The sequence below is a fragment of the Neisseria sp. P0001.S007 genome, from assembly GCF_051963655.1.
GTDB classification, from domain to species: domain Bacteria; phylum Pseudomonadota; class Gammaproteobacteria; order Burkholderiales; family Neisseriaceae; genus Neisseria; species Neisseria subflava_A.
Genome location: NZ_JBQCUB010000001.1, coordinates 113266 through 136829, shown reverse-complemented (window position 1 = coordinate 136829; position 23564 = coordinate 113266). Strand labels below are relative to the sequence as shown.

Below are 23564 nucleotides of genomic sequence, written 5' to 3'. Positions count from 1 at the left end.
TTGCTTATTGGATACTGGTACCGATACGGCTGAGTTCGCCAAAGTTCATCCAAACAAAGAAGGCTTTACCGACAATCAGTTTATCATCGACAAATCCCCAGTAACGGGAATCGGCGCTGTTGTCGCGGTTGTCGCCCATTGCGAAATAACGGCCTTCTGGGACTTTACAGATAAAGCCATTGCCGTCTTCTGCGTATTCGCAATTTTCCAAACCGCTTGTTTCAAGCGAGTAATTGCTTTCAGGCATCACTTCGGAAGTATATTTGTTCAATACAGCAATAGATACGGAAGGCTGACCGGCCTCCTTGACCACATCAAAGTTTTTGCCGTTCAAGGCCGTCTGAAAACGCTCAAGCGTATGAATCATAGACGGATCGGTATCATCTGCGTATTGATAATTACCGTTTGGTTTTTCGGAAATAATTTCTCCGTTAACAGTCAAAACCTTATCACGGTATTCCACAACGTCGCCCGGAATACCGACGATACGTTTGATGTAATTCATCTCTGGCTGAAGTGGGTAATTGAACACCACAACATCGCCTCGTGCAATGTTGCCGACAGGGATAATGACCTTATTCAAAATCGGCAGGCGGATACCGTAAGAGAATTTGTTCACCAAGATAAAATCGCCTTTGACCAAGCCCGGACGCATGGAGCTGGACGGAATTTGGAACGGCTCGGCAATAAAGCTGCGCAACACAAAGATAACCAAGATGATGGGAAAAAAGCCGCCCATGTAGTCGGTAAAATGCGCATTGTCTTCGCCGGTCTCGCTTTTTTTCAGATGGCCTTTATGGATTGCCCAAACAATACCGGTAAGCACGACAAACACCAGCAATACGGCGGTAAAGCTCATAAATTCGGACAAAATGCCGAATACGCCGACCATACACAGGAGATAACTCCATTGCAGGCCGGAGCTCCATTCGCCGTTTTCCTGACGCTCTTTACTACTTTTGAAGTTGAGGACCAAGCCGGCCAGCAGTACAACGATTGCGCCTAAAGTCAGATTTATACTCATTATTTATCACTCACTTGCAGAATTGCCAAGAATGCGCTTTGCGGGATTTCCACATTGCCCACTTGTTTCATGCGGCGCTTACCTGCTTTTTGTTTTTCGAGAAGTTTTTTCTTACGCGTAATATCGCCGCCGTAACATTTCGCCAAAACGTTTTTACGCAGGGCTTTGACGTTTTCGCGGGCGATAATCTGGCTGCCGATGGCGGCTTGGACGGCGATGTCGAACATTTGACGCGGAATCAGTTCGCGCATTTTTGATGCCAGCTCTCGACCGCGATGAATGGCGCTTTGACGGTGCACAATCAGACTCAGGGCATCGACTTTTTCGCCGTTGACCATAATATCGAGCTTAATCAAATCAGACGGTTGGAACTCTTTGAAATGGTAGTCCAACGAAGCATAACCGCGCGAAGTCGATTTAAGTTTGTCAAAGAAATCCATTACGACTTCGTTCATTGGCAAATCATAAGTCAGCATGACTTGACGGCCCATGTATTGCATATTGACCTGAACACCACGCTTTTGGTTACACAAAGTCATGACGTTGCCGACATATTCCTGCGGCACGAGGATGGTCGCAGTGATAATCGGCTCAAGAATGGTTTCGATGGTGCTGATTTCAGGCAGTTTGGACGGATTTTCAACTTCGATTTTCTCACCGTTTTTCAACACGACTTCATAAACCACCGTTGGCGCAGTGGTAATCAAGTCCATGTCGAACTCGCGCTCCAAGCGTTCCTGCACGATTTCCAAGTGCAACAGGCCCAAGAAGCCGCAACGGAAGCCGAAGCCCAATGCTTGGGAAACCTCAGGCTCAAATTTCAACGAAGCATCGTTCAGCTGCAATTTTTCCAAAGCGTCACGCAAGGCTTCATAGTCATGGCTCTCCACGGGGTAGAGACCCGCGAATACTTGGCTTTGTACTTCTTGGAAGCCAGGCAGCGGTTCAGAGGCAGGGTTGGCAACCAAAGTCACCGTATCGCCGACCTTCGCCTGACCCAATTCTTTCACGCCGGTAATTAAAAAGCCTACTTCACCGGCTTTGAGTTCTTGTTTTTGAACTGATTTCGGCGTAAAAACGCCCAGCTGCTCAACCTGAGTTTCCGCCTTAGTGCTCATAAAGCGCACTTTGTCTTTCAGCTTGATGGTGCCGTTTTTCACACGAATCAACATAACCACGCCGACATAGTTGTCAAACCATGAATCGACAATAACCGCTTGCAACGGCGCATTTTCATCGCCGGTCGGCGCAGGGATTTTGGCAATGATTTCTTCCAAAACATCTTCCACACCAATGCCGCTTTTGGCAGAACATTGAACCGCACCAACGGCATCAATGCCGATAATGTCTTCAATTTCCTGCTCCACGCGCTCGGGTTCTGCGGCAGGCAGGTCGATTTTGTTTAAAACAGGAACAACTTCCACGCCTAAATCAATCGCGGTATAGCAGTTCGCCACGGTTTGCGCTTCCACGCCTTGCGATGCGTCAACGACCAAAAGCGCGCCTTCGCAAGCTGACAGCGAACGGGATACTTCGTAAGAGAAGTCGACGTGTCCCGGAGTATCAATCAGGTTGAGCTGATACACCTGCCCGTCGCGTGCTTTATAGTTGAGCGCTGCGGTTTGCGCTTTAATGGTAATACCGCGCTCTTTTTCGATGTCCATGGAGTCGAGCACCTGCGTACTCATTTCGCGCAAATCCAAACCGCCGCAGTATTGGATAAAACGGTCGGCAAGCGTTGATTTACCGTGGTCGATGTGGGCAATAATGGAGAAATTCCGTATGTTTTTCATATTGTTATTAAGATAAATGCAATTAAAGTCGGAAAGGCCGTCTGAAAAAACAGGGATTCGGTTTTCAGACGGCCTTAGAATAAGGTTGAATCGTTCCGTATTCTAACGGAAATTCAACGCTTTTGCATGATTTTATAGCGATTTAACAATCTCGGTCACCATCTTCGCCGAGCTGACGGCAGCCGTTTTCAAAAACTCTTCAAAGCTGATGTCCGCTTTCTCATCTGCCGAATCGGATACAGCCCGAATAATCACAAACGGCACTTCCAACTGGTGACAGGTCTGCGCAATCGCCGCAGCTTCCATTTCTACTGCTTTAACGTCAGGGAAATGACTGCGGATTTCCGCAACACCTTCGCTGCTGTGCACAAAACGGTCGCCACTGACAATCAGGCCTTGCGTTACGGCCGCACCTTCAAACACTTGCGCCGCCTTTTCTGCTTGGCGAATCAGGTTTTCATCCGATGCAAACACAGCAGGAAGTTGCGGTACTTGCCCCCAAACATAACCAAAAGCCGTTACGTCAACATCGTGATGCGCCACAGTTTCGCCGATGACCACATCGCCGACTTTCAGCCCCTTACCCAAACCGCCTGCACTGCCGGTATTAATGACGCAATCCGGTGCAAACTGATGAATGACCCAAGAAGTCGAAACCGCCGCATTGACCTTACCGATACCACTCAAAACCAATACCATGCGTTTTCCGGCCAACTCGCCTTCATACGCCGAGAATTTACCGAAGGACACATGCTTGACATTGGTCATGCTTTCACGCAAAAGCTCGATTTCCTGTTCCATTGCGCCGACCACGGCAATTGTTTGTACTGACATCTCGTTACCTTTCCATTCACTAATCGGGCAACATTATAACAGCAGAATTTAAAATCACAGGGATACTGAAAAATCTGCTATATTCCCAGCACGATACTCAATTTAAAACAGATTGCCGCTCTAGCGGGCAAAACAGCAAATAATGATTGCTTCTGTTATAATTATTCTCAATAAAATAACTCTATTTCAAATACCTAAATTCTTATGTTTGACGAAAATACTCCGGGCGCAAAAGAAGAATTGTTCGCTTGGCTACGCCATATGAACAAATACAAAGGCTCCGACCTTTTCATTACCACCAATTTCCCGCCTGCCATGAAAGTGGACGGCAAAATCACGCGACTGAGCGATGAGCCGTTAAGTGCTGAAAAATGTATGGAAATCGCTTTTTCGATTATGTCTTCCAAACAAATCGAAGAATTTTCTTCCACCAACGAATGCAACTTTGCCATCAGCCTGCCCGATACCAGCCGCTTCCGTGTCAATGCCATGGTTCAACGCGGCGCAACAGCTTTGGTATTCCGCTCCATTACCAGCAATATCCCTAAATTTGAAACGCTTAATCTGCCACCGATTCTGAAAGACATTGCCCTCAGAAAACGCGGCCTGATTATTTTTGTCGGCGGTACAGGTTCGGGCAAGTCCACTTCCCTCGCCTCTCTTATCGACTATCGAAACGAAAACAGCTTCGACCACATTATCACCATCGAAGATCCGATTGAGTTTATCCACCAACACAAAAACTGCATCATCACCCAACGAGAAATCGGCGTAGATACCGAAAATTGGCCGATTGCATTGAAAAATACCCTGCGCCAAGCACCGGATGTCATTCTGATTGGCGAAATCCGCGACCGCGAGACCATGGACTACGCCATTTCCTTCGCGGAAACCGGCCATTTGTGTATGGCGACACTGCACGCCAACAGCACCAACCAAGCACTCGACCGCATCATCAACTTCTTCCCCGAAGAGCGCCGTACCCAGTTGCTGACCGACTTATCGCTCAACCTGCAAGCCTTTATTTCACAACGACTTATTCCCCGTGAAAGCGGACGGGGTCGTGTGGCGGCGGTCGAAGTTTTGCTCAATTCGCCGATTATTGCCGACTTGATTCAAAAAGGCGAAGTCCACAACATCAAAGAAATGATGAAAAAATCAACTGGCATGGGCATGATTACTTTTGACCAAGCCTTATATGATTTGTATGAAAACGGCGATATCAGCTATCAAGACGCTATTAAAAATGCCGACTCCGCCCATGACTTGCGCTTAGACATTCAATTACGAAGCCGTCGCGCACAAAATGCCGGTCCGGATTTAGAATTGATTTAAAAGTAAAAGCTTCAAAGTATAAAAAAGGCCGTCTGAAACCTCACTACGAGTTTCAGACGGCCTTTATTCCATCAAATAATCAAGCCTGTTTCAATTTTGCATCGGCATCACGCAATGCAGTACGCAGACCTTCCTCGATAACCGGATGGTAGAACGGCATATCCAGCATTTGCGGAATCGTCATCTTCATTTGATGCGCCCAAGCCATCAAGTGTGCCAAATGTTCGGCAGCAGGGCCGACAACTTCCGCACCAATGAAACGGCCGGTCGCTTTCTCAGCATACAAACGCATATGGCCTTTGTTTACCAACATAACGCGGCTGCGGCCTTGGTTTCGGAAGGAAACTTCTCCGATGACAAACTCATCAGGTTGATATTTTGCCGCAACTTGCGCATATTTCAAACCGATAGTGGCAATTTGCGGACTGGTGAATACCACGCCGATTACGCTACGGCGCAAACCGCCCTCAACATTCGGGAAAATAGCGGCATTGTGCCCGGCAATTTTGCCTTGGTCGGAAGCTTCATGCAACAGAGGCAATTGATTGGACGCATCGCCTGCGATGAAGATGTGCGGAATGCTGGTTTGCATGGTCAACGGATCGGCAACAGGCACACCACGCGCATCTTTTTCGATATTCAGGTTTTCCAAACCGATATTGTCTACGTTCGGACGGCGACCGGCGGCAGCCAAAGCATATTCGGCATGGAATACACCTTTTTCGCCATCTTGTTCCCAATGAACTTCAACATTGCCTTCTGCATCCAATTTAACTTCGGTTTTGGCATCCAAATGCAAAGTCAATTCTTCGCCAAAAACGGTTTTGGCTTCTTCAGCGACAACAAGGTCTGAAATACCGCCAATCGCGCCTGCTACGCCAAAAATTTCAACTTTTACGCCCAAACGGTGCAAAGCCTGACCCAACTCTAAGCCGATTACGCCAGGACCAAACACGGCCACACTCTTAGGCAGGGTATCCCAAGAGAAAACATCATCGTTCACAATCAAGCGATCGCCTAAAACTTCCCACTGAGGGAAAATCACAGGGCGCGAACCGGTAGCAATCACAAAACTTTTTGCAGTGATTTGAGTGTGGTCATCGATTTGGACGGTGTGTTCGTCAACAAATTTTGCCGTACCCATAATACGCTTGTCGGCAGGCCACTCTTCTACATCGCTGACTACAAAACCGACAAAACGGTCGCGTTCGGACTTCACGCGGTGCATGACTTCTTCGCCGTTTACCGTTACGCTGTCTTTATCCAAATGCACGCCAAACGGATCGGTATGCAAAGCATGATGGCGCGCCTCCGCAGCCGCAATCAGCAATTTGGACGGCATACAGCCGACACGCGCGCAGGTCGTGCCGAACACATTGTTTTCAATCAGGTAAACATTGTCTGTATGAAGGCGGGCATTGCGAAATGCGCCCATACCGGCTGTACCGCCACCCAGTACTACCACATCTGCTTGAATCTTTTTCATATTTTATCCTTACTGTCTATATCCAAACCGATATTGCCATCAGGTTATCCGTTTTCAGACGGCCTAAACTTCATAAACTATCAAAATTTAAAAATCAATAGTTAATACCTAAATATCGATTTAAAACAATAATCTCAAATTCTACTTGTAAATATAGAGTTATTCAGAACGCCGAATTGTAAACGCCGTCTGAATAACTCTATATTTTATTTTTCAGACGGCCTATTCAAACCGTCTCAAGCATACAGGCAATTAGTTTTTAGCCAAGTAAGCTTCCAAGTCTTCGCTGCCGCCGATGTATTTGCCGCCGATGAATACTTGAGGAGCAGTCATCTTGCCAGTAATAGCGCGAACGGAAGTAACAGTTGCATCTTTGCCCAATACGATTTCTTCGTAAGACAAACCTTTGTCTTGCAGCGCTTTTTTAGCTTTAGCACAGAATTGGCAACCAGGTTTGGTGAAGATGGCAACAGACTCTTGAGCTTTCCAGTCAGGAGCAATGTATTTCAACATCGTGTCAGCGTCAGACACTTTGAAAGGATCGCCTGGTTCTTCAGGTTCGATAAACATTTTTTCAACCACGCCGTCGTTAACCAGCATGGAGTAACGCCAAGAGCGTTTGCCGAAGCCCAAGTCTTCTTTACCAACCAACATGCCCATGCCTTCAGTGAATTCACCGTTGCCATCAGGGATCATGTAGATGTTGTCGGCTTCTTCTTCAGCAGCCCAAGCGTTCATAACGAAAGTGTCGTTTACAGATACGCAGTAGATAGCGTCAACACCGTTTTCTTTGAACGCGCCAAACAATTCGTTGTAGCGTGGCAGGTGAGAAGAAGAGCAAGTTGGAGTAAATGCGCCAGGCAGAGAGAACACGACTACTTTTTTGCCTTTGAACAAATCATCAGTAGAAACATCTTTCCAAGTGTCGCCAACGCGAGTGCGGAATACTACGGAAGGTACTTTTTGACCGGTACGATCTTGCAAAGCCATTTTTAAGCTCCTTAAAAATTCGGGTTTGAGAAATGAATCAATGCTTGCATTTTAATGCAGGCCTATCGATTTGTATAATTTATAGTTCAAATAATATTAATTACATCAAACTATCAACTCAATTAAATCGAGAACAGCTATTCCTCTAAATGAAGGCCATCTGAAATAAAACAAGTACCTGACTGAAATTATTTTTTAGGTAAGGGCTGAACGGGAGAATCCGAAGCCACAATTTCGCCGATGGCTGTTTCCGCAATATCCTTCAAAGCATAGCGGTCTTTATCAGGCATATCTGTCGGTTTGTACTGAGGCGAGAAATCCAAGCGGATACAGATTTTCTTCATAGAAACAATGCGCCATAAAGATTGAAGCAGGTTTACCTCCGCATAGGATGGCAGATCCGTCCGTTGTCCTTCGTCATCATAATATCGCAAAGTTACCGCCTGAATCGGCGCTTTCGCATCAATAGCCGATTGGAACAGGGCAGCTTTAAACGGCAAAATACCCAAGCCGGAAGAAGTACGCGCCTCAGGGAAGAAGCTGACATTCTGCCCTGCTTTCAATGCTGCACAAATCGCCTGATTAATCGGCTCGACATCACGGCGGGAATTGCGATTGATAAACACCGTGCCGGCATTTTTACCCATTTTCCCCAAAACCGGCCAACCGCCGATTTCCTGTTTCGCAATAAAACTGCTCGGATAAACGGCGCTCATGGCAAAAATATCCAACCAAGACACATGGTTGGCCACCACCAAAGTACCACTCACATTTCCTTGAGGCGGTACGCCGATTTCCAATTCGATATCCAAAGCATCCAACGCACCTTTTCCCAAAACAACCACAGCATGATTGCGTTCCTCTGCATTGTTGCCATCAATGGCACGCAAATCCCGGCCGGTTCTGAATAACCAAGCTGCCAAACGGCAAAGTCGGCTCAGACGTTTAAAAAAAGGAGCTTTTTGTTTAGACATAAAATTTCTTCTGTATTGTGTTCATTATGTTCAGACGGCCTCTGACATTTAAGGCCGTCTGAAACTATTTCTGGCAATTTGGACAATAAAATGTTCCACGCTGCCCCAAAGTTTCTTTAAAAATCAACCCGCCACATTGGACACAAGGCTCATTGTGGCGGCCATAGACCGTATATTCCTGCTGAAAGTAGCCGCTTTTTCCATCGCTATTAACGAAGTCTCGCAGTGTACTGCCGCCCGTTTCAATCGCCCTCAGCAGAACCGCTTTAACGGTTTCCACCAATAATGCGCATTCTTTCTTGGTCAGCTTATTCGCCGGACGCAATGGCGAAATACCTGCCTTAAACAGACTTTCATTCGCATAAATATTACCGACACCAACCACCACTGCATTATCCATCAGCGCTAATTTGACTGCACGCTTTTGGGTTTTCAATTTCTGATACAGGTAATTTGCATCAAAATCATCCGAGAGCGGCTCCGGTCCCAACTTTTCCAACAGCGGATGATGCTCGGCAATACCCTCATACCACAATACCGCACCAAATTTACGCGGATCGTGATAACGCAATACGGTACCGTCATCAAATACAAAATCTAAATGATCATGTTTATCCGGCGTGGCGATGCGCTCATCATCGGCGGTAAAAATCCGCAAACTGCCGGACATACCCAAATGCATAAGTAAAATACCCGTTTCAAAAGTAACAATCAAATACTTCGCACGCCGGTTGCATGCCAAAACTTTGCGCCCGGCCAAAATTTGCGCCAAGTTCGGATGGATAGGCCATCTCAATTTAAACTGGCGAATAATGACTTTTTCTATCTTTTTGCCATCAATATGCGGCGCGATTCCGCGTAAAGTCGTTTCTACCTCAGGTAATTCAGGCATCATTATTCTCCAAATTCATCATTATATATAGGCCGTCTGAAAACTATTCGGCCAAACGTGCCGTACTTAAAGCAACCGTATTGCCATCGAATGCAGATTCCAATTCAGGCAAAGGATGGACACCAATCAAATGTTTCGTTAAAACCACACCATACACCGCCGCACACTGCGGCCACCACCTATCCCCTGCCTTTTCCATAAACTGCCAAAACTTCAAAGCAGATGATGAATTCACAGCAGGCAGATAATCCATAAACTGCCCATATTCCATTTCAAAACCAATAGCGGCAGTTTTTCGTTTCAACTCAGCCAGAGCCAAGCATTGAGATTTCATAGGCAGTCTTTTACCATCAAACCACGAGCTCAACCCCCACAAAGATTTAAGGTTAAACCCCGTTAAAATCAACCTGCCCTCGGGTTTTAATATCCTAAATGCCTCTTGCAACACCAAATCGGCAGATGAAATTTCCAAAAGATGGGGCATCAATAATATATCCACGGAATGCGTTTCAAATGCCAACATTTCAGCATCCATCAGCACATCGCGCGGTACCACAATCATATTTTCAGACGGCCTCTGCCATACACCGTCCAATTGAACCGCCACTTGCCTATTCAAATATTGCAAATGCCGTCTGAAAAAATCCGCCTCTTTTTGAGCAAGATATTGCCCCATTGGCGTTTGCATAAAAAAAGTTTCCATTAAATGCTCTCCTATGCATCCCGACTTGTGTGACAGAATTTTAACACCACGACCACATCATACACGCAAATTCCCTGCCCGACTTGACGTTTGAATGCTGAAACGATACCATCGAAAGGACAAAATTTTATTATATATTTGATAACTCTATTTACTATGGCAAAACTAAAAACCATCGTTCTGACCGTTTCAAGCCTGTCGGCAGTTTCCGCCACAGCCTACGCGCAAAACGCTACGCCCAACCAAGTCGGCATGGCAATGATGCGCCTCAACTCTTCCCTGCTCGACCAAGCCAAAACACAAACCTTCGGCTCTGGTAGCTTGTGGGCATCATTACGTAAAGACTTCCGCATTAACGAAGTCAACACAGAACTGGTTCGCCGCCATGAAAACAAATTTGCTGCAAACAGTGCATATTTCGACCGCACCATCTCCCGCAGCAAACCTTATATGTACCATATTGCCAATGAAGTTAAAAAGCGCAATATGCCTGCTGAAATCGCTTTGTTGCCTTTCATTGAAAGCGCATTTGTAACCAAAGCCAAATCACACGTCGGCGCATCCGGCCTGTGGCAATTTATGCCGGCTACCGGCCGCCACTTCGGCTTGGAAAAAACGCCTTTGTATGACGGTCGTCACGACGTTTACGCCGCTACTGATGCCGCGCTGAACTATCTGCAATACCTGCACGGTATGTTCGGTGACTGGTCTTTGGCCCTTGCTGCTTACAACTGGGGCGAAGGTAATGTTGGTCGCGCCGTAAACCGTGCCCGTGCGCAAGGTTTGGAGCCGACATACGAAAACCTGCGTATGCCGAACGAAACACGCAACTACGTTCCCAAACTTTTGGCCGTCCGCAATATCGTTGCCAATCCGCAAACCTTCGGTATGAATATCAGCGAAATCAGCAATCAGCCGTATTTCAAATCTGTCAGCATCGACAAACCTATTGATAACAGCACAATTGCTCGTTTTGCAAACATCAGCGAAAGCGAACTGTTGGCACTCAACCCAGGTTTCAATGCTCCAGTATTCATCCCTAAAAACAACCGTCGCCTGTTATTGCCGGTTTCTGCGGTTTCCGCATTTGAAAAGAACTACCGCAATGCCAATCCAGATACCCTAATGTCTTGGGATATTTATACTTCTTTGGGCAACAAAAAGCTTAACGCCATTGCTAACGATACCGGTATGAGCGTAGCCGAACTCAAACGCCTCAATGGCCTGAGCGGTAGCGCCATTTCTGAAGGCCGCAGCATTTTAGTGGCTAAAAACTCAGCTATCCAAAGCCAAGACATTATTAACTTTATTGACAAAGACAATACGCCGGATACTTACCAATCCAATATGCCGGCCATGTCTCCGATTATTGCTTCCAACGCAGTAGAACCGGTTAAAGTCGCTCAAACTACCGTGACCAATATTGTTGCACCTGTTGTTCCTCAGTCCACTAAACCGGTTGACTTTATTGCACACAGCAAAACTGAAAACGTTACTTCCGTAGCGGTAACAGAAACCAAAGAGCAGCCTCAAGTTGCAAGTATAGAAATGACCGCCCCAGTTGTAGCCATGGTCCATACTGCTATTGAGCCTGCTACCACAAATGTTGCAGAAGCACCCAAAGCGGCTATCCCTGCCGACTTGACTGCACCGACTGTTGTCGCAAACGATGTAGCCCCTTCTCCAGCAGTTGAATCTGTTGCTGCTGCGCCGGTTCAAGAAGAGCATGATGACCTGATGGCTTTGGTACAAAGCCGACCTGCAGAGGAACCTGCAGCGACTGTTGCTGAAGCGACTCCTGAAACCAAACAAGTTCAAACTATTGTCACCGCTGAAAACGCTCGTACAGAACGTATCGCAGCCAATACCGCTAAACAACAACAACGCATCAATGCGCGTCTTGCCCGTGTAAATGGCCAACAAAACACACAAACTGCAGCACTTGCAGCAGGCACACACCGTGTGGAAGATGGCGATACGCTGTTTAACATCTCCAAACGTTACAACTTAAGCGTAGCCGATTTGATTATTGCCAACAACATCAAAGGCAACAATATCAAAAAAGGCCAAATCCTCCGTGTTACAGCTGCTCCGGCAAAAGTCCGCAGCAACCCGATTCAAAACGTTTCCTACACTGTACGCAAAGGCGATACTTTGAACACCATCGCCAACCGTTTCAATGTTGATATTAATGATATCCGCCGTTGGAACCGCAATACCCGTACTGTGACCCCTGGTCAACGTTTGAAACTGATTGGTAGCTAATACTTGCTTCAAAACAAAGGCCGTCTGAAATATTCAGACGGCCTTTTTCTTTATGATAAATAATCAATTCAATTTTTAAAAACAAAATAGCTATATAAGCATCTGTTCAATAACTACCACATAGAAAAAAGAGTGTGCAAAAACACACTCTTTTTCAAACAGATTGCCATCAAATTCTACTCTTAACACCTGCATTCAAACATATAAATCCTGTATACACATCACTATGCCGGTGAAAAAGCATCACAGAAGAAGGCATCTTCCGGTAAAGCGCATTTTTGAGTCAGCAAACTTTGCGCATTCTCCGTCATGGCTGGTGACCCGCAAGCATAAACTTCATATTGGCTCAAATCAGGATAATTTTGTGCGGCAACATTTTGCACGTATCTACTCCCCCCTTTCCAATCGGAATCAGGCTTAGAAAGAACAGACGAGAATTTCGCATTTTTCAGACGGCCTATTAATGCTTCTGCTTCTTCCAATGCGTACAAATCCTCCTGCTGACGTGCCCCCCAGTAAAAATGAACCTGACGTTCGCTATTCTGATGAATCAAATCAAGCAAAATACTGCGGATAGGTGCGTAACCTGTACCCGTTGCCAACAAAATCATCGGTTTATTGCTGTCTTGTTGCAAAGTAAACGTACCCAATGGGCCTTTAACACGGACAATGCCTTTTTCTTTGATTTTAGGCTCGGCACCAAAAATCATTTCCGAACATACGCCATTTTCTCGTTTCCGAATATGCAACTCCAAAACGCCTTCTTGGTCAGGTGAATTGGCGATTGAATAACTGCGACTAATATTACCCGGAAGCAACAAGTCAATATACTGCCCTGCATAAAATGCAAACGATGGGGCTTTAGGCAAAGCCAATCTCAACAAAGCAACATCATGTTTGATTTCAATCGTTTCGATACGTACAGGCAAAGTGCGCACTGGCAAAGCATTCGGATTAAACCCCTGCACATTGATTTTCAGGTCGCTCTTCGCAGTAGTACAGCACAATAGCACTTTGCCCTGCGCTTTTTCTTCTTCGCTGATGGCTTTATCAATATGATCGCCCATTTCAAATTCACCACTCATCAACTCGGCCTTACATTGTCCGCAGGCGCCACTTTTACAAGAATGGGGCAGATTTAAATTCTGACGGGTCGCAGCAGCAAGAACGGTTTCATCATCGTTTGCCGTAAATGTTATTTGATCTGATAAGGTAATAGTATGTGTCATGGTATTTAGAATAATTTTAGAATCAAAAATAAAGGCCGTCTGAAAAATAAGACCTATTTTTCAGACGGCCTGTCCTATCTATCAAGCTAATTTGGCTTTAATCAACTCTTGAACTTGAGCAGGATTGGCCTTGCCTTTACTTGCTTTCATCACTTGGCCGACAATCGCATTCAAGGCTTTTTCATTGCCGGAACGGAATTGCTCAATGGCTTTCGCATTATTTGCCAACACTTCATCCACCATCGCTTCAATTGCTCCAGTGTCGGTAATTTGTTGCAAGCCATGTTTTTCGATGATTTCGGCAATACCTGCTTCAGGCTCGGCCCACATTGCTTCAAAAGCTTTTTTCGCCAATTTGCTACTTAATGTTCCGTCTGCAACTTTAGCAACCAACTCGGCAAGGCGTGGAGCCGTAATCGGGCTTCCAGCTAATTCCAAACCTTCTTTGTTCAAAGTAGCAGCAAGCTCGCCGTTCATCCAGTTCGCCGTTAATTTACCTTGGCCACAGGCTTTGGCTGCTTCTTCAAAATAGGCGGCTTGAGCGCGGCTGGCAGTTAACAGGCGCGCATCATAGTCAGACACGCCGTAATCGACAACAAAACGCGCCGCCATTTCATGCGGCAACTCTGGCATTTGCTCTTTGGCTTTTTGCAATTGGCCGTCTGAAATAATGACCGGAAGCAAATCCGGATCTGGGAAATAGCGGTAATCATGTGCATCTTCTTTCAAACGCATCACACGGGTTTCGCCTTTTTCAGGGTCAAACAGCATGGTTGCCTGCTGTACTTTACCGCCGTCTTCCAAGATTTCAATTTGCGCTTCCACTTCATAATTGATGGCTTGTTCCAAGAAGCGGAAAGAGTTGAGGTTTTTGATTTCACGGCGTGTACCGAACTCTGCCTGACCTTTCGGACGGACAGATACGTTGGCATCAACGCGGAACGAGCCTTCCGCCATATTGCCATCGCAAATATCCAGCCAAGTTACCAAACCGTGTAACGCTTTAGCGTATGCCACGGCTTCGGCTGCGGAACGCATTTCAGGCTCGGAGACAACTTCCAATAAAGGCGTACCGGCACGGTTCAAGTCAATACCGGTGGCACCGTTTAAACCCTCGTGCACGGATTTACCCGCATCTTCTTCCATGTGCGCACGGGTAACATTGATGGTTTTAACCTCATCGCCCACTACGATTTCCAGTTTGCCGTGTTCTACAATCGGCAAATTCAACTGGCTGATTTGATAGCCTTTTGGCAAATCAGGATAAAAATAGTTTTTACGGTCGAACACGTTTTTCTGATTGATTTTCGCATCCAAAGCCAAACCGAGTTTGATGGCTTTTTCGACGACTTCGCGGTTCATTACCGGCAATACGCCCGGCAACGCACACTCAACCACGCTGGCGTGGGCATTAGGCTCGGCACCGAATGCAGTGGATGCGCCGCTGAAGATTTTGGATTGGGTGTTGAGTTGGACGTGGATTTCCAGTCCGATTACGGTTTCCCAAGTCATAAGGGTCTTTCTGTCGAAAAAAAGTTAATCGGTTAAATGAGTGATTCGTTTTTCAGACGGCCTGAATAAAAAACATAATAGGCCGTCTGATAAGATAAGTTTATTTCCTGCGGCGTTGGAAACCGGGCAGTTGCCAATGGAAACGGTATGCAGTCAGGCGAAACAACAATCCGCCGGCAAAGAGCAGGTTTAACGTAAAGATATTAATCCAGCCCAAATGCCCGAACAGATAAATCAGCCCGCCAATCAAAATGGCTACACTGCCGTAAAGGTCGGTGCGCAAAATCATCGGCACATCATTGACCAAAATATCGCGCGCAATACCGCCACCAACGGCAGTCACAAAAGCCAAAGAAATAACGCCGAACAAATTGAGCTGCAAGGTCATACCGATTTGTGCGCCGGTAATGCTGAATGCTGCCAAACCGATGGCATCGGCAATAATAAAAGCAGCAGCCAAATAGGTGCTGCGATAACGTTGCACCCTTATCAACCATGCGATGGCAAGCGTGGCAAACACAACAATCAGCGCATCGGTTTGCAAAAACACTTGCGGAATCCGGCCGACCAAGCCATCGCGTATCATGCCGCCGCCGACAGCCGTCAGTAACGCAGTAATGACGACACCGAGCACATCCAACCGCTTGTTGTAGCCGACCAAATAGCCGGAAATGGCAAACGCGGCTGTCCCAATGATTTGAATGAAGTCGGTAGCTGTCATGTTTTTAAATATCTACAATATGCAGCACCTCAATACATTCAGGCGCTTTTATATGGTTTATTTTCAGACGGCCTTGAATCATCAAGGCCCTAAAACATTATTCCGGCGCTTTGGTGTGCCAATCGCTGCTCAGCTGAACCTGATGTGCGGCACCCAAAATTTTGGCTTCGGAGAAATAGTTGCCGATAAATTGCACACCAATCGGCAGACCGTTTGCGCTGAAACCGGCAGGCAGAGTCAGTGCAGGCAAACCGGCAAGGTTCACGGCGATGGTGTAAATATCGGATAAGTACATTTGCACAGGGTCGTGAATGTCGCTGCCGAGTTTAGGCGCGGCAGTCGGCGCAGTCGGCGCCAAAATGAAATCACATTGACCAAAGGCCGTCTGAAAATCATTGGCAACCAGACGGCGTAGTTTTTGCGCTTTCAGGTAATAAGCATCGTAGTAACCATGGCTCAATACATAAGTACCGATCATGATACGGCGTTTGACCTCGCTGCCAAAACCTTCGGCACGGGTGTTGCTGTACATTTCTTCTAAATCGCCGAATTGTGCTGCACGATGGCCATAACGTACGCCGTCGAAACGGGACAAGTTGGTACTTGCTTCCGCAGAGGCGAGAACGTAATAAGCGGGAATCGACAATGATGTTTGCGGCAGGGAAACTTCAACAGTCTCCGCGCCTTGTGCTTTGAGCAAATCGATAACGCTTTGCAAGGCCGTCTGAACATCGGCATCTGCGCCTTCGCCAAAATATTCTTTAGGCAAACCGATTTTCAAACCTTTGAGTGGCTTGTCCAAATCACGGGTGTAGTCTTCTTTGTCGCGTTCCAAACTGGTGGAATCACGCTCGTCAAAGCTGGCCATGGCGTTCAACAAAATCGCGCAGTCTTCGGCCGTTTGCGCCATAGGACCGGCTTGGTCGAAGCTGGAAGCATAAGCAACCATACCGAAACGTGAAACCGTACCGTAAGTCGGCTTGATGCCGGTAATGCCGCAATGCGACGCAGGCTGACGGATAGAACCGCCGGTATCCGAACCCAACGCGGCCGGTGCCAAACGCGCTGCAATCACGGCAGCTGAACCACCTGACGAACCGCCGGGAACATGTTCAAGGTTCCACGGGTTTTTGGTTGCGCCGTAGAATGAAGTCTCATTGGTCGAACCCATGGCAAATTCGTCCATATTGGTACGGCCAAGAGTAACCATGCCGGCATCCAACAGGTTTTGCACCACAGTAGCAGTATAAGGAGAAACGAAGTTATCCAACATTTTGGAGCTGCATGCACTGCGCCAACCTGTTTGGCAGAAAATATCTTTGTAAGCAACCGGCACACCGGTCAAAGCCGTTGCATTGCCGGCTGCGATACGCGTATCGGCTGCTTTGGCTTCAGCAAGGGTCTTATCTTGATCGATGGTCACATAGCCGTTGATGGCAGGGTTTTTCGCAGCAATAGCGGCCAAATATTCGGTCGCCAATTCGACTGCAGAAATTTGTTTGGATTGCAGCAGGCTGCTGGCTTGTTTGAGCGTGTAAGCGGTCATTGTGCCGTACTTTCTATAAAACAGTTTTTGCTTTCAAAACAGATATTGAAAACATCCGTTTAAATCAATAAATCGGGCCGTCTGAACAAAGTATCCTTTCAGACGGCCTTGCAATAGGGGCTTGCCGATAAGCAAAGGCCGTCTGAAACCTTATTCTTCAATTACTTGAGGAACGATATACAGGCGGTTGCGCACTTCGGGGGCAACCGCCTGATATTCTGCAGCGTGGTCAGTTTCAGTCACTTTATCTTCGCGCAGGCGCAAAGCGGCTTCGTGCGGATGCGCCATAGGTTCGATGCCGTCGGTATTGACGCTTTGCATGTTTTCAACCATGGCGAAAATGTCGTTCAACTCGGCAAGCATTTTGTTTTTTTCTTCGTCCGTTAAAGTGAGGCGCGAGAGTTTTGCAATTTTTTCCACATCATTTAAGCTTAAGGCCATAAAAAATCCTTGTCTGATAGCAATGCCTCTTGGGTTTGGGGTATCATTGCATTTCGTCTTCTATGAAGCGAAGAATTATAACCGAAAACCAAACAGGTTGGCATGGTGTTTTGATTCAGACGGCCTTTTAAGGGCGCATTTATCCGTCTAAAACCGTGTACCTGTTTTTCTTATTTTAAATACTGCTTAACGCATCCGGGCTGGGCCGGAATTTCAGGAATCCTAATGTTTCGTCTTTTATCTCGTTTCCTCTCCAATGATATTGCCATCGATTTGGGCACGGCCAACACGCTGATTTTTGTACGCGGCAAAGGGATTGTTTTGGATGAGCCGTCCATGGTTGCGATTCAATCCGGCGCAGGCAATAAAAGTAAAATTATGGCGGTGGGCACGGAAGCCAAAAAAATGCAGGGCCGTGCGCCGCGCAATATCGAAATCGTCCGCCCGATGAGGGACGGCGTGATTGCTGATTTTGTGATTACCGAGCGTATGCTGGGTATGTTGATTAAAAAAGCCACCGAAGGACGGTCTTTGGTTCCGCCTCGTGTGGTTATCTGTGTTCCGGGCGGCTCTACCCAAGTGGAACGTAAAGCAATTTTGGATTCGGCGTTTGCTGCCGGCGCGGCAAGCGTGCATTTGATTGAAGAGCCGATGGCTGCCGCTTTGGGCGCAGGCTTGCCAATTGAAGATGCGGCAGGCTCGATGATTGTCGATATTGGTGGCGGTACGACTGAAATCGGCATTCTTTCACTGGGCGGCATGGCCTATTCTGCTTCTGTCCGCGCAGCCGGCGATGAATTCGATAAAAGCATCATCCATTACCTGCGCCGCCATCGCGGTGTCTTAATTGGCGAAGCTACAGCCGAAGAATTGAAGAAACAAATCGGCTCTGCCTCGGGCTTTGAAACCGAAACAGCCATGCGCATTAAAGGCCGCGATCTGGCCGAAGGTACGCCTAAATCCTTGGCAGTTACTTCAGATGAAATCCGTGAAGCATTGAGTGAAACGGTGAATCAAATCATCCGTGCTGTCCGTCTGGCTTTGGAACAGGCTCCGCCCGAATTGGCCGGCGACATCGCCGACCGCGGTATTATGCTGACCGGCGGCGGTGCGCTTCTGCACGGTATTGATACCGTCTTAGCCGATGCAACCGGCCTGCCTGTCGGTATTGCCGATCAGCCTCTGAACTGCGTCGCCTATGGTGCCGGTAAGGCTTTGGACTATATTGGCAAATGGGATACCGTGTTTACGGAAAACCCATAAGGTAGATGGTTATGGAACGCTCTTCTTTGCGCTTTGACGAGGCAAAAGGCTCTAAGCTGTTGCCTCGTTTTGTCGTTTATATCGCTCTGGCTGCCGGCCTGATGGTGGCAGATTACCGCTTTTCATTGATGCAGCCTGTACGTGCTGCAGTAATGCCCATGCTCTATCCTGTTCAATGGCTGGCAAATCAACCTGTTCAACTTTATCAATATTTTGCCGACCTCTCCCAGTCCAAATCCGAGCTCTTGGAACAAAACCGCCAACTTCTGGAAGAAAATGGCCGTCTGAAAATTGATTTGCAGCGAGATAAAGTCAATACTGATGAATTGCGCGAATTAAAAAAACTATACGGTTTGCAACAAAAAGGTATTCACAATGTTATCGGTGCGGAAGTCATTTCCAATGGCAAAGATCCGCTTTCCGAAAGACTGATTATCGGCAAGGGCAGTCAAGACGGCTTGAAAGTTGGCGATGCGGTCATCGATCAAAGCGGTTTGATCGGCCTGTTGACACAAGTTCACACACAAAGTGCGGAAATTGGGCTGATTTCAGGCGGACAAAGCATTGTTCCCATAGCCGTCAGCCGTACCGGCGAACGCAACTTGGCATACGGTAATGGCAGCGGTTTAGATTTGCGCTATTTCCCAACCGGCTCGGACTTGAAACCCGGCGATGTTCTACTGACTTCCGGTTTGGATGGTACTTATCCTGCGGGGATTCCCGTTGCAACCGTCAGCAAGGTTGTCCGCGCATCGGGAACGCCTTATTACGATACGCAACTGACGCCTTTGGCTGCTTTACGCAGCAGCCGTTTTGTCTTGGTACTTTCTTCCGCCCCTTCTTCCCTACGCTGATTTCATGACCGATTTTGACGATTCTTACCGTGCAGTACCGCTGCACATCATGGCAGCCAGTCTCATTGTGATGATGATACTGGACTTTATGCCGTTTTCCTTTGACGGATTCTTTTGGCTGCCTGAAATGACGGCACTGATGTTGCTATATTGGACATTGCACCAGCCGCAACGTGCAGGTATGGGACTGGCTTTTGCCATCGGTCTGATTGTCGATGCAGCAACCGCCGCGACTTTGGGCTTGCACGCCCTGTCTTACGTCGTGATGACTTATTTCATCTTAAACCGCCGCCGCCAGATTATGCTTTACGGCCACATTATGCAATTGGCTGCTGTCTTGGCTGCGCTGCTTCTCAACCAGGCCGTCTTAACTGTTGCCCGTTTGTTCCTTAATCATCAGGTCATCACTTTGCAAGGCTTTGTTGCCCCATTTGTCGGCGCACTACTTTGGCCGATACTCAGCCAGTTGATGCTGATTGTGACCCGTATTTACCGCTCCCACTGAAAAGATGAAACCGATTCTTCCACGCCGTCTTTCCGGTGGTCAACATACCAAAAAACCTTCCGCTCAGGCAGCACAAGCCGACGCTTTGTTGCGCCTGCTCGTTGCTTTTATCCTGATCGTCATCTTCTTTTCCATCTTGCTGGCGCGGTTCTTCTACCTGCAAGTGACTCAACACAACGAGTTTTCCGGTCAGGCATCGAGCAACCGCATTACCCTGATTCCAACGCCGCCCGTACGCGGCGAAATCGTCGACATTAACGGCGTTCCTTTGGCCAAAAACTATCCAGTCTTTTCTCTCGAAGTTATTCCCAGCCGCATTGAAGGCAAGATGGAAGATGTCATTGAAGCATTAAAAAAATACGTTGATATCACGCCGACAGATTTAAAACGCTTCAAAAAATACCGTGAAAGCTATCGAAAATTTGAAAATATCCCGCTAAAGCTCAGGCTGACCGATGAAGAGGCAGCCCGTTTGTCCGTGCATCTGCGCGAATTCAAAGGTGTAGAGGTCAACTCACGCACATTCCGCGAATATCCTTACGGCAAACTGACCTCCCATTTCTTAGGCTATATCGGCCGTATTAGCGATAAAGACAAAGAAATGCTGGAAGAAGAAGGCCTGACCGCCCTCTACCGCGGCAGTACGCATATCGGCAAATCCGGCTTGGAAAAATATTACGAACACCAGCTTCATGGTGTTCCAGGCTATCAAGAAGTCGAAAAAGACGCTTACGGCAATATCGTCCGCGTATTGAAAAATGTCCCGTCCAAAATGGGGCAAACCTTGCGCCTAGGCATGGATATCCGTATGCAGCAGGAAGCCGACCGCATCTTGGACGACCGTCGTGGCGCATTGGTGGCCATCAATCCGCAAGACGGTACTGTTTTGGCATTTGTTTCTAAACCTTCCTTCGATCCCAACCTCTTTATTGATGGCATCGACAGCGACACTTGGAAAATGCTGAATGACGATTGGAAAAAACCTTTGATCAACCGCGTTACCCAAGGCCTTTATCCGCCGGGTTCTACATTCAAACCCTTTATGGGCATGGCCTTGTTGGAAAGCGGCAAAATCACTCAAAACACCATCGTCCCCGCTCCCGGCGCATGGAGCATACCCGGCAGCCGCCATATCTTCCGCGACTCCGTCCGCAGCGGTCACGGCTCGGCCAACTTGAGCAAAGCCATTCAAGTATCCTCAGATACCTTCTTCTACCGTTTGGGTTACGAAATGGGTATCGATAAAGCCTCTCCGTATCTGGCGCAATTCGGTTTCGGCCAGAAAACCGGCATTGACCTGCCTAGTGAATATGTAGGCGTTTTGCCCAGCCGCGAATGGAAAGCCAAACGCTTTGCCAAATCTTCCGACCCGACTGCCAAAGAATGGCGCGCCGGCGAAATGGTTTCCGTCAGCATCGGCCAAGGCTACAACGCCTACACGCCTTTGCAAATGGCACATGCGACAGCATCTTTAGCCAACAACGGTGTTGTCCATCAGCCACATTTGGTCAAAGAAGTATTGGATTTCGGCGCGCGCAAAATTACCCGTATCAATCCTAATCCCGAACGTCAAATTCCGTTCAAAGCCGACAACTTCGAATACGTCAAACGCGCAATGGAGAAGGTATTAAAACCAGGCGGTACGGCGCACCGTATCGGTGGCGGACTCTCTTACACAATGGGCGGCAAAACCGGTACGGCCCAAGTCGTACAAATTAAACAAGGCGGCCGCTACAATGCCGCAGCCCTGCGCGAACAACACCGCGACCACGCATGGTTTATCTCGTTTGCGCCATTGGAAAAACCTGAAATCGCCATTGCCGTTATTTTGGAAAACGGTGGCTGGGGTGCGTATGCCGCGCCATTAGCTCGTGAAATGACTGATTTTTATATGCTTCACGTCAAGCCGCAACAGTTTTCAGACGACCTTGAACCAGATTCGGCCAAAACTGAAACAACGAACAAGCATCAGCCTATTACCAGCATTTTCCAATCTGCCTACGGACTGACTCCGACAAGCCCTGCCTCACAGCCGGAGGTTCATCATGAATAACACATCAGCGTGGAAAAATTTCAAATCCACCATTGCAGCCCCGATTGACCCTTGGCTGTTTTTTGCCATGCTCGCCATCTACATCATGAGCCTATTCCTGCTCTATTCTGCAGACGGGCAAGAGTTCGGCCAATTGGAAAACAAAACCATCCATACCATTTTGGGCTTTGCCCTTTTATGGATTATCGCCGTATTCAAGCCGCAAACGGCTGCCAAAGTTGCCCTACCTGTTTACATTGTCGGCGTATTACTGTTGATTGGCGTCGAAGTCGCCGGCGTTACCGTCAACGGCTCGACCCGTTGGCTGAGTCTCGGCTTTACCCGTATCCAGCCTTCCGAAATCATGAAAATCGGCATTCCCATGACTGTCGCGTGGTATTTCCAACGCTATGAAGGCCGTCTGAAATGGATACATTATATTGTCGCCCTCGTGCTGATTCTTGTTCCTGTCGCCCTGATTTTGAAACAGCCCGACCTCGGTACAGCCGCGCTGATTATGGCTTCGGGTATTTTTGTCATCTTCTTTGCCGGATTGCCTTGGAAGGCTATTTTTGCCGCCATTATTGCCTTTGTGGCCGCTTTGCCGCTCTTGTGGAATTACGGCATGCACGACTACCAGAAAACCCGCGTCCTCACCCTGCTTGACCCAACCAAAGATCCGTTAGGTGCAGGCTACCACATTATCCAATCCATGATTGCCATCGGCTCGGGCGGCGTATGGGGTAAGGGCTGGCTCAACGGCACGCAAACCCATTTGGACTATATTCCCGAATCAACGACTGACTTTATTTTCGCGGTATTCGGCGAAGAGTTCGGCCTGATTGGCAATATCCTTTTACTGCTGGTTTACCTTATCATTCTGGCACGCGGATTGTGGATTGCCGCGCAAGCGCAATCCCTTTACAGTCGTACTTTGGCAGGCGCGTTGACCATGACTTTTTTCTGCTATGCCTTTGTAAACATGGGCATGGTCAGCGGTATTTTGCCCGTTGTCGGCGTCCCCCTCCCCTTGGTCAGCTACGGCGGTACGGCTACGCTTTCCATCATGGTGGTGATCGCCCTGTTGATGGGTATTGCCAATGAACACAAAAACCTCCGCCGCCGTAATGCGGATAACGATAACCTAACTGAAAGCGAGGAATAA

The 23564-nt window shown here is 47.7% G+C and carries 20 protein-coding genes; 7 read left to right on the top strand and 13 right to left on the bottom strand.

Going from position 1 to position 23564, the window contains the following annotated elements; all coding sequences use genetic code 11:
* Positions 1 to 4: 4 nt before the first annotated feature.
* From lepB to ACTHRE_RS00615, 3 genes are all read right to left on the bottom strand, one after another.
* Entirely contained in the window at positions 5 to 1024 is a 1020-nt protein-coding gene (lepB, locus tag ACTHRE_RS00625) for a signal peptidase I (RefSeq protein WP_377073082.1), read from the bottom strand.
* Positions 1024 to 2817 carry a translation elongation factor 4 gene (gene lepA / locus ACTHRE_RS00620; RefSeq protein ID WP_070584128.1) on the bottom strand — a complete coding sequence of 598 codons (1794 nt, stop codon included), beginning with the start codon at positions 2815 to 2817 and terminating at the stop codon, positions 1024 to 1026. The genes lepB and lepA overlap by 1 nt, the downstream gene beginning before the upstream one ends.
* 132 nt (positions 2818 to 2949) lie before the next feature.
* Positions 2950 to 3651 carry a 5'-methylthioadenosine/adenosylhomocysteine nucleosidase gene (locus tag ACTHRE_RS00615; protein WP_377073084.1) on the bottom strand — a complete coding sequence of 234 codons (702 nt, stop codon included), beginning with the start codon at positions 3649 to 3651 and terminating at the stop codon, positions 2950 to 2952.
* A 204-nt stretch (positions 3652 to 3855) separates the two neighbouring features.
* Here ACTHRE_RS00615 and ACTHRE_RS00610 point away from each other — a divergent pair, with 204 nt between their 5' ends.
* On the top strand, positions 3856 to 4986 hold the full coding sequence (locus tag ACTHRE_RS00610; RefSeq protein WP_070590824.1) for a PilT/PilU family type 4a pilus ATPase: 1131 nt from the start codon (positions 3856 to 3858) through the stop codon (positions 4984 to 4986).
* 79 nt (positions 4987 to 5065) lie between these two features.
* On the opposite strand, the gene ACTHRE_RS00605 is transcribed toward ACTHRE_RS00610, so the two are convergent.
* From ACTHRE_RS00605 to ACTHRE_RS00585, 5 genes are all read right to left on the bottom strand, one after another.
* Positions 5066 to 6472 carry a dihydrolipoyl dehydrogenase gene (locus ACTHRE_RS00605; protein WP_377073086.1) on the bottom strand — a complete coding sequence of 469 codons (1407 nt, stop codon included), beginning with the start codon at positions 6470 to 6472 and terminating at the stop codon, positions 5066 to 5068.
* A 252-nt stretch (positions 6473 to 6724) separates the two neighbouring features.
* On the bottom strand, positions 6725 to 7462 hold the full coding sequence (locus tag ACTHRE_RS00600) for a redoxin family protein (protein WP_003747251.1): 738 nt from the start codon (positions 7460 to 7462) through the stop codon (positions 6725 to 6727).
* 188 nt (positions 7463 to 7650) lie between these two features.
* On the bottom strand, positions 7651 to 8436 hold the full coding sequence (locus ACTHRE_RS00595; protein WP_377073088.1) for a 1-acylglycerol-3-phosphate O-acyltransferase: 786 nt from the start codon (positions 8434 to 8436) through the stop codon (positions 7651 to 7653).
* A 64-nt stretch (positions 8437 to 8500) separates the two neighbouring features.
* A complete protein-coding gene (gene mutM, locus ACTHRE_RS00590) occupies positions 8501 to 9328 on the bottom strand; it encodes a bifunctional DNA-formamidopyrimidine glycosylase/DNA-(apurinic or apyrimidinic site) lyase (protein WP_070460049.1) in 828 nt (275 codons plus the stop codon).
* A gap of 43 nt (positions 9329 to 9371) precedes the next feature.
* Entirely contained in the window at positions 9372 to 10031 is a 660-nt protein-coding gene (locus ACTHRE_RS00585) for a class I SAM-dependent methyltransferase (protein ID WP_377073090.1), read from the bottom strand.
* 156 nt (positions 10032 to 10187) lie between these two features.
* Between ACTHRE_RS00585 and ACTHRE_RS00580 the strand changes: the two genes are divergently transcribed.
* The gene (locus ACTHRE_RS00580) at positions 10188 to 12296 is read left to right on the top strand and encodes a LysM peptidoglycan-binding domain-containing protein (protein WP_377073091.1); all 2109 of its coding nucleotides are present in this window, start codon (positions 10188 to 10190) and stop codon (positions 12294 to 12296) included.
* 224 nt (positions 12297 to 12520) lie between these two features.
* On the opposite strand, the gene ACTHRE_RS00575 is transcribed toward ACTHRE_RS00580, so the two are convergent.
* From ACTHRE_RS00575 to gatC, 5 genes are all read right to left on the bottom strand, one after another.
* Positions 12521 to 13525 (bottom strand): FAD-binding oxidoreductase, encoded by a 1005-nt coding sequence (locus tag ACTHRE_RS00575; RefSeq protein WP_377073093.1) that lies wholly within the window; start codon positions 13523 to 13525, stop codon positions 12521 to 12523.
* Between the two features lie 81 nt (positions 13526 to 13606).
* Positions 13607 to 15037 (bottom strand): Asp-tRNA(Asn)/Glu-tRNA(Gln) amidotransferase subunit GatB, encoded by a 1431-nt coding sequence (gene gatB / locus ACTHRE_RS00570; RefSeq protein ID WP_070459844.1) that lies wholly within the window; start codon positions 15035 to 15037, stop codon positions 13607 to 13609.
* A 100-nt stretch (positions 15038 to 15137) separates the two neighbouring features.
* The gene (locus ACTHRE_RS00565; protein WP_004520129.1) at positions 15138 to 15758 is read right to left on the bottom strand and encodes a trimeric intracellular cation channel family protein; all 621 of its coding nucleotides are present in this window, start codon (positions 15756 to 15758) and stop codon (positions 15138 to 15140) included.
* A gap of 97 nt (positions 15759 to 15855) precedes the next feature.
* On the bottom strand, positions 15856 to 17304 hold the full coding sequence (gatA, locus tag ACTHRE_RS00560) for an Asp-tRNA(Asn)/Glu-tRNA(Gln) amidotransferase subunit GatA (protein WP_070712512.1): 1449 nt from the start codon (positions 17302 to 17304) through the stop codon (positions 15856 to 15858).
* A 150-nt stretch (positions 17305 to 17454) separates the two neighbouring features.
* Positions 17455 to 17745: an Asp-tRNA(Asn)/Glu-tRNA(Gln) amidotransferase subunit GatC gene (gene gatC, locus ACTHRE_RS00555; RefSeq protein ID WP_070646789.1), complete on the bottom strand. Its 291-nt coding sequence runs from the start codon at positions 17743 to 17745 to the stop codon at positions 17455 to 17457.
* 225 nt (positions 17746 to 17970) lie between these two features.
* Here gatC and ACTHRE_RS00550 point away from each other — a divergent pair, with 225 nt between their 5' ends.
* Genes ACTHRE_RS00550 through rodA form a run of 5 tightly spaced genes read left to right on the top strand, consistent with a single transcriptional unit; the run spans position 17971 to position 23564 of the window.
* Positions 17971 to 19008, top strand: coding sequence for a rod shape-determining protein (locus tag ACTHRE_RS00550; RefSeq protein ID WP_070459838.1), 1038 nt, complete (start codon positions 17971 to 17973; stop codon positions 19006 to 19008).
* An 11-nt stretch (positions 19009 to 19019) separates the two neighbouring features.
* Complete coding sequence (gene mreC, locus ACTHRE_RS00545; protein ID WP_440344778.1) at positions 19020 to 19862, top strand: rod shape-determining protein MreC; 843 nt, start codon at positions 19020 to 19022, stop codon at positions 19860 to 19862.
* A 4-nt stretch (positions 19863 to 19866) separates the two neighbouring features.
* The gene (gene mreD / locus ACTHRE_RS00540; protein ID WP_440344779.1) at positions 19867 to 20367 is read left to right on the top strand and encodes a rod shape-determining protein MreD; all 501 of its coding nucleotides are present in this window, start codon (positions 19867 to 19869) and stop codon (positions 20365 to 20367) included.
* A 4-nt stretch (positions 20368 to 20371) separates the two neighbouring features.
* Positions 20372 to 22420: a penicillin-binding protein 2 gene (mrdA, locus tag ACTHRE_RS00535; RefSeq protein ID WP_440344780.1), complete on the top strand. Its 2049-nt coding sequence runs from the start codon at positions 20372 to 20374 to the stop codon at positions 22418 to 22420.
* Entirely contained in the window at positions 22413 to 23564 is a 1152-nt protein-coding gene (gene rodA, locus ACTHRE_RS00530; protein ID WP_377073100.1) for a rod shape-determining protein RodA, read from the top strand. The genes mrdA and rodA overlap by 8 nt, the downstream gene beginning before the upstream one ends.

Bases quoted from the DNA above. Each gene is read 5' to 3' on its own strand.
- lepB (WP_377073082.1), bottom strand. From the start codon at position 1,024: ATGAGTATAAATCTGACTTTAGGCGCAATCGTTGTACTGCTGGCCGGC.
- lepA (WP_070584128.1), bottom strand. From the start codon at position 2,817: ATGAAAAACATACGGAATTTCTCCATTATTGCCCACATCGACCACGGT.
- ACTHRE_RS00615 (WP_377073084.1), bottom strand. From the start codon at position 3,651: ATGTCAGTACAAACAATTGCCGTGGTCGGCGCAATGGAACAGGAAATC.
- ACTHRE_RS00610 (WP_070590824.1), top strand. From the start codon at position 3,856: ATGTTTGACGAAAATACTCCGGGCGCAAAAGAAGAATTGTTCGCTTGG.
- ACTHRE_RS00605 (WP_377073086.1), bottom strand. From the start codon at position 6,472: ATGAAAAAGATTCAAGCAGATGTGGTAGTACTGGGTGGCGGTACAGCC.
- ACTHRE_RS00600 (WP_003747251.1), bottom strand. From the start codon at position 7,462: ATGGCTTTGCAAGATCGTACCGGTCAAAAAGTACCTTCCGTAGTATTC.
- ACTHRE_RS00595 (WP_377073088.1), bottom strand. From the start codon at position 8,436: ATGTCTAAACAAAAAGCTCCTTTTTTTAAACGTCTGAGCCGACTTTGC.
- mutM (WP_070460049.1), bottom strand. From the start codon at position 9,328: ATGCCTGAATTACCTGAGGTAGAAACGACTTTACGCGGAATCGCGCCG.
- ACTHRE_RS00585 (WP_377073090.1), bottom strand. From the start codon at position 10,031: ATGGAAACTTTTTTTATGCAAACGCCAATGGGGCAATATCTTGCTCAA.
- ACTHRE_RS00580 (WP_377073091.1), top strand. From the start codon at position 10,188: ATGGCAAAACTAAAAACCATCGTTCTGACCGTTTCAAGCCTGTCGGCA.
- ACTHRE_RS00575 (WP_377073093.1), bottom strand. From the start codon at position 13,525: ATGACACATACTATTACCTTATCAGATCAAATAACATTTACGGCAAAC.
- gatB (WP_070459844.1), bottom strand. From the start codon at position 15,037: ATGACTTGGGAAACCGTAATCGGACTGGAAATCCACGTCCAACTCAAC.
- ACTHRE_RS00565 (WP_004520129.1), bottom strand. From the start codon at position 15,758: ATGACAGCTACCGACTTCATTCAAATCATTGGGACAGCCGCGTTTGCC.
- gatA (WP_070712512.1), bottom strand. From the start codon at position 17,304: ATGACCGCTTACACGCTCAAACAAGCCAGCAGCCTGCTGCAATCCAAA.
- gatC (WP_070646789.1), bottom strand. From the start codon at position 17,745: ATGGCCTTAAGCTTAAATGATGTGGAAAAAATTGCAAAACTCTCGCGC.
- ACTHRE_RS00550 (WP_070459838.1), top strand. From the start codon at position 17,971: ATGTTTCGTCTTTTATCTCGTTTCCTCTCCAATGATATTGCCATCGAT.
- mreC (WP_440344778.1), top strand. From the start codon at position 19,020: ATGGAACGCTCTTCTTTGCGCTTTGACGAGGCAAAAGGCTCTAAGCTG.
- mreD (WP_440344779.1), top strand. From the start codon at position 19,867: ATGACCGATTTTGACGATTCTTACCGTGCAGTACCGCTGCACATCATG.
- mrdA (WP_440344780.1), top strand. From the start codon at position 20,372: ATGAAACCGATTCTTCCACGCCGTCTTTCCGGTGGTCAACATACCAAA.
- rodA (WP_377073100.1), top strand. From the start codon at position 22,413: ATGAATAACACATCAGCGTGGAAAAATTTCAAATCCACCATTGCAGCC.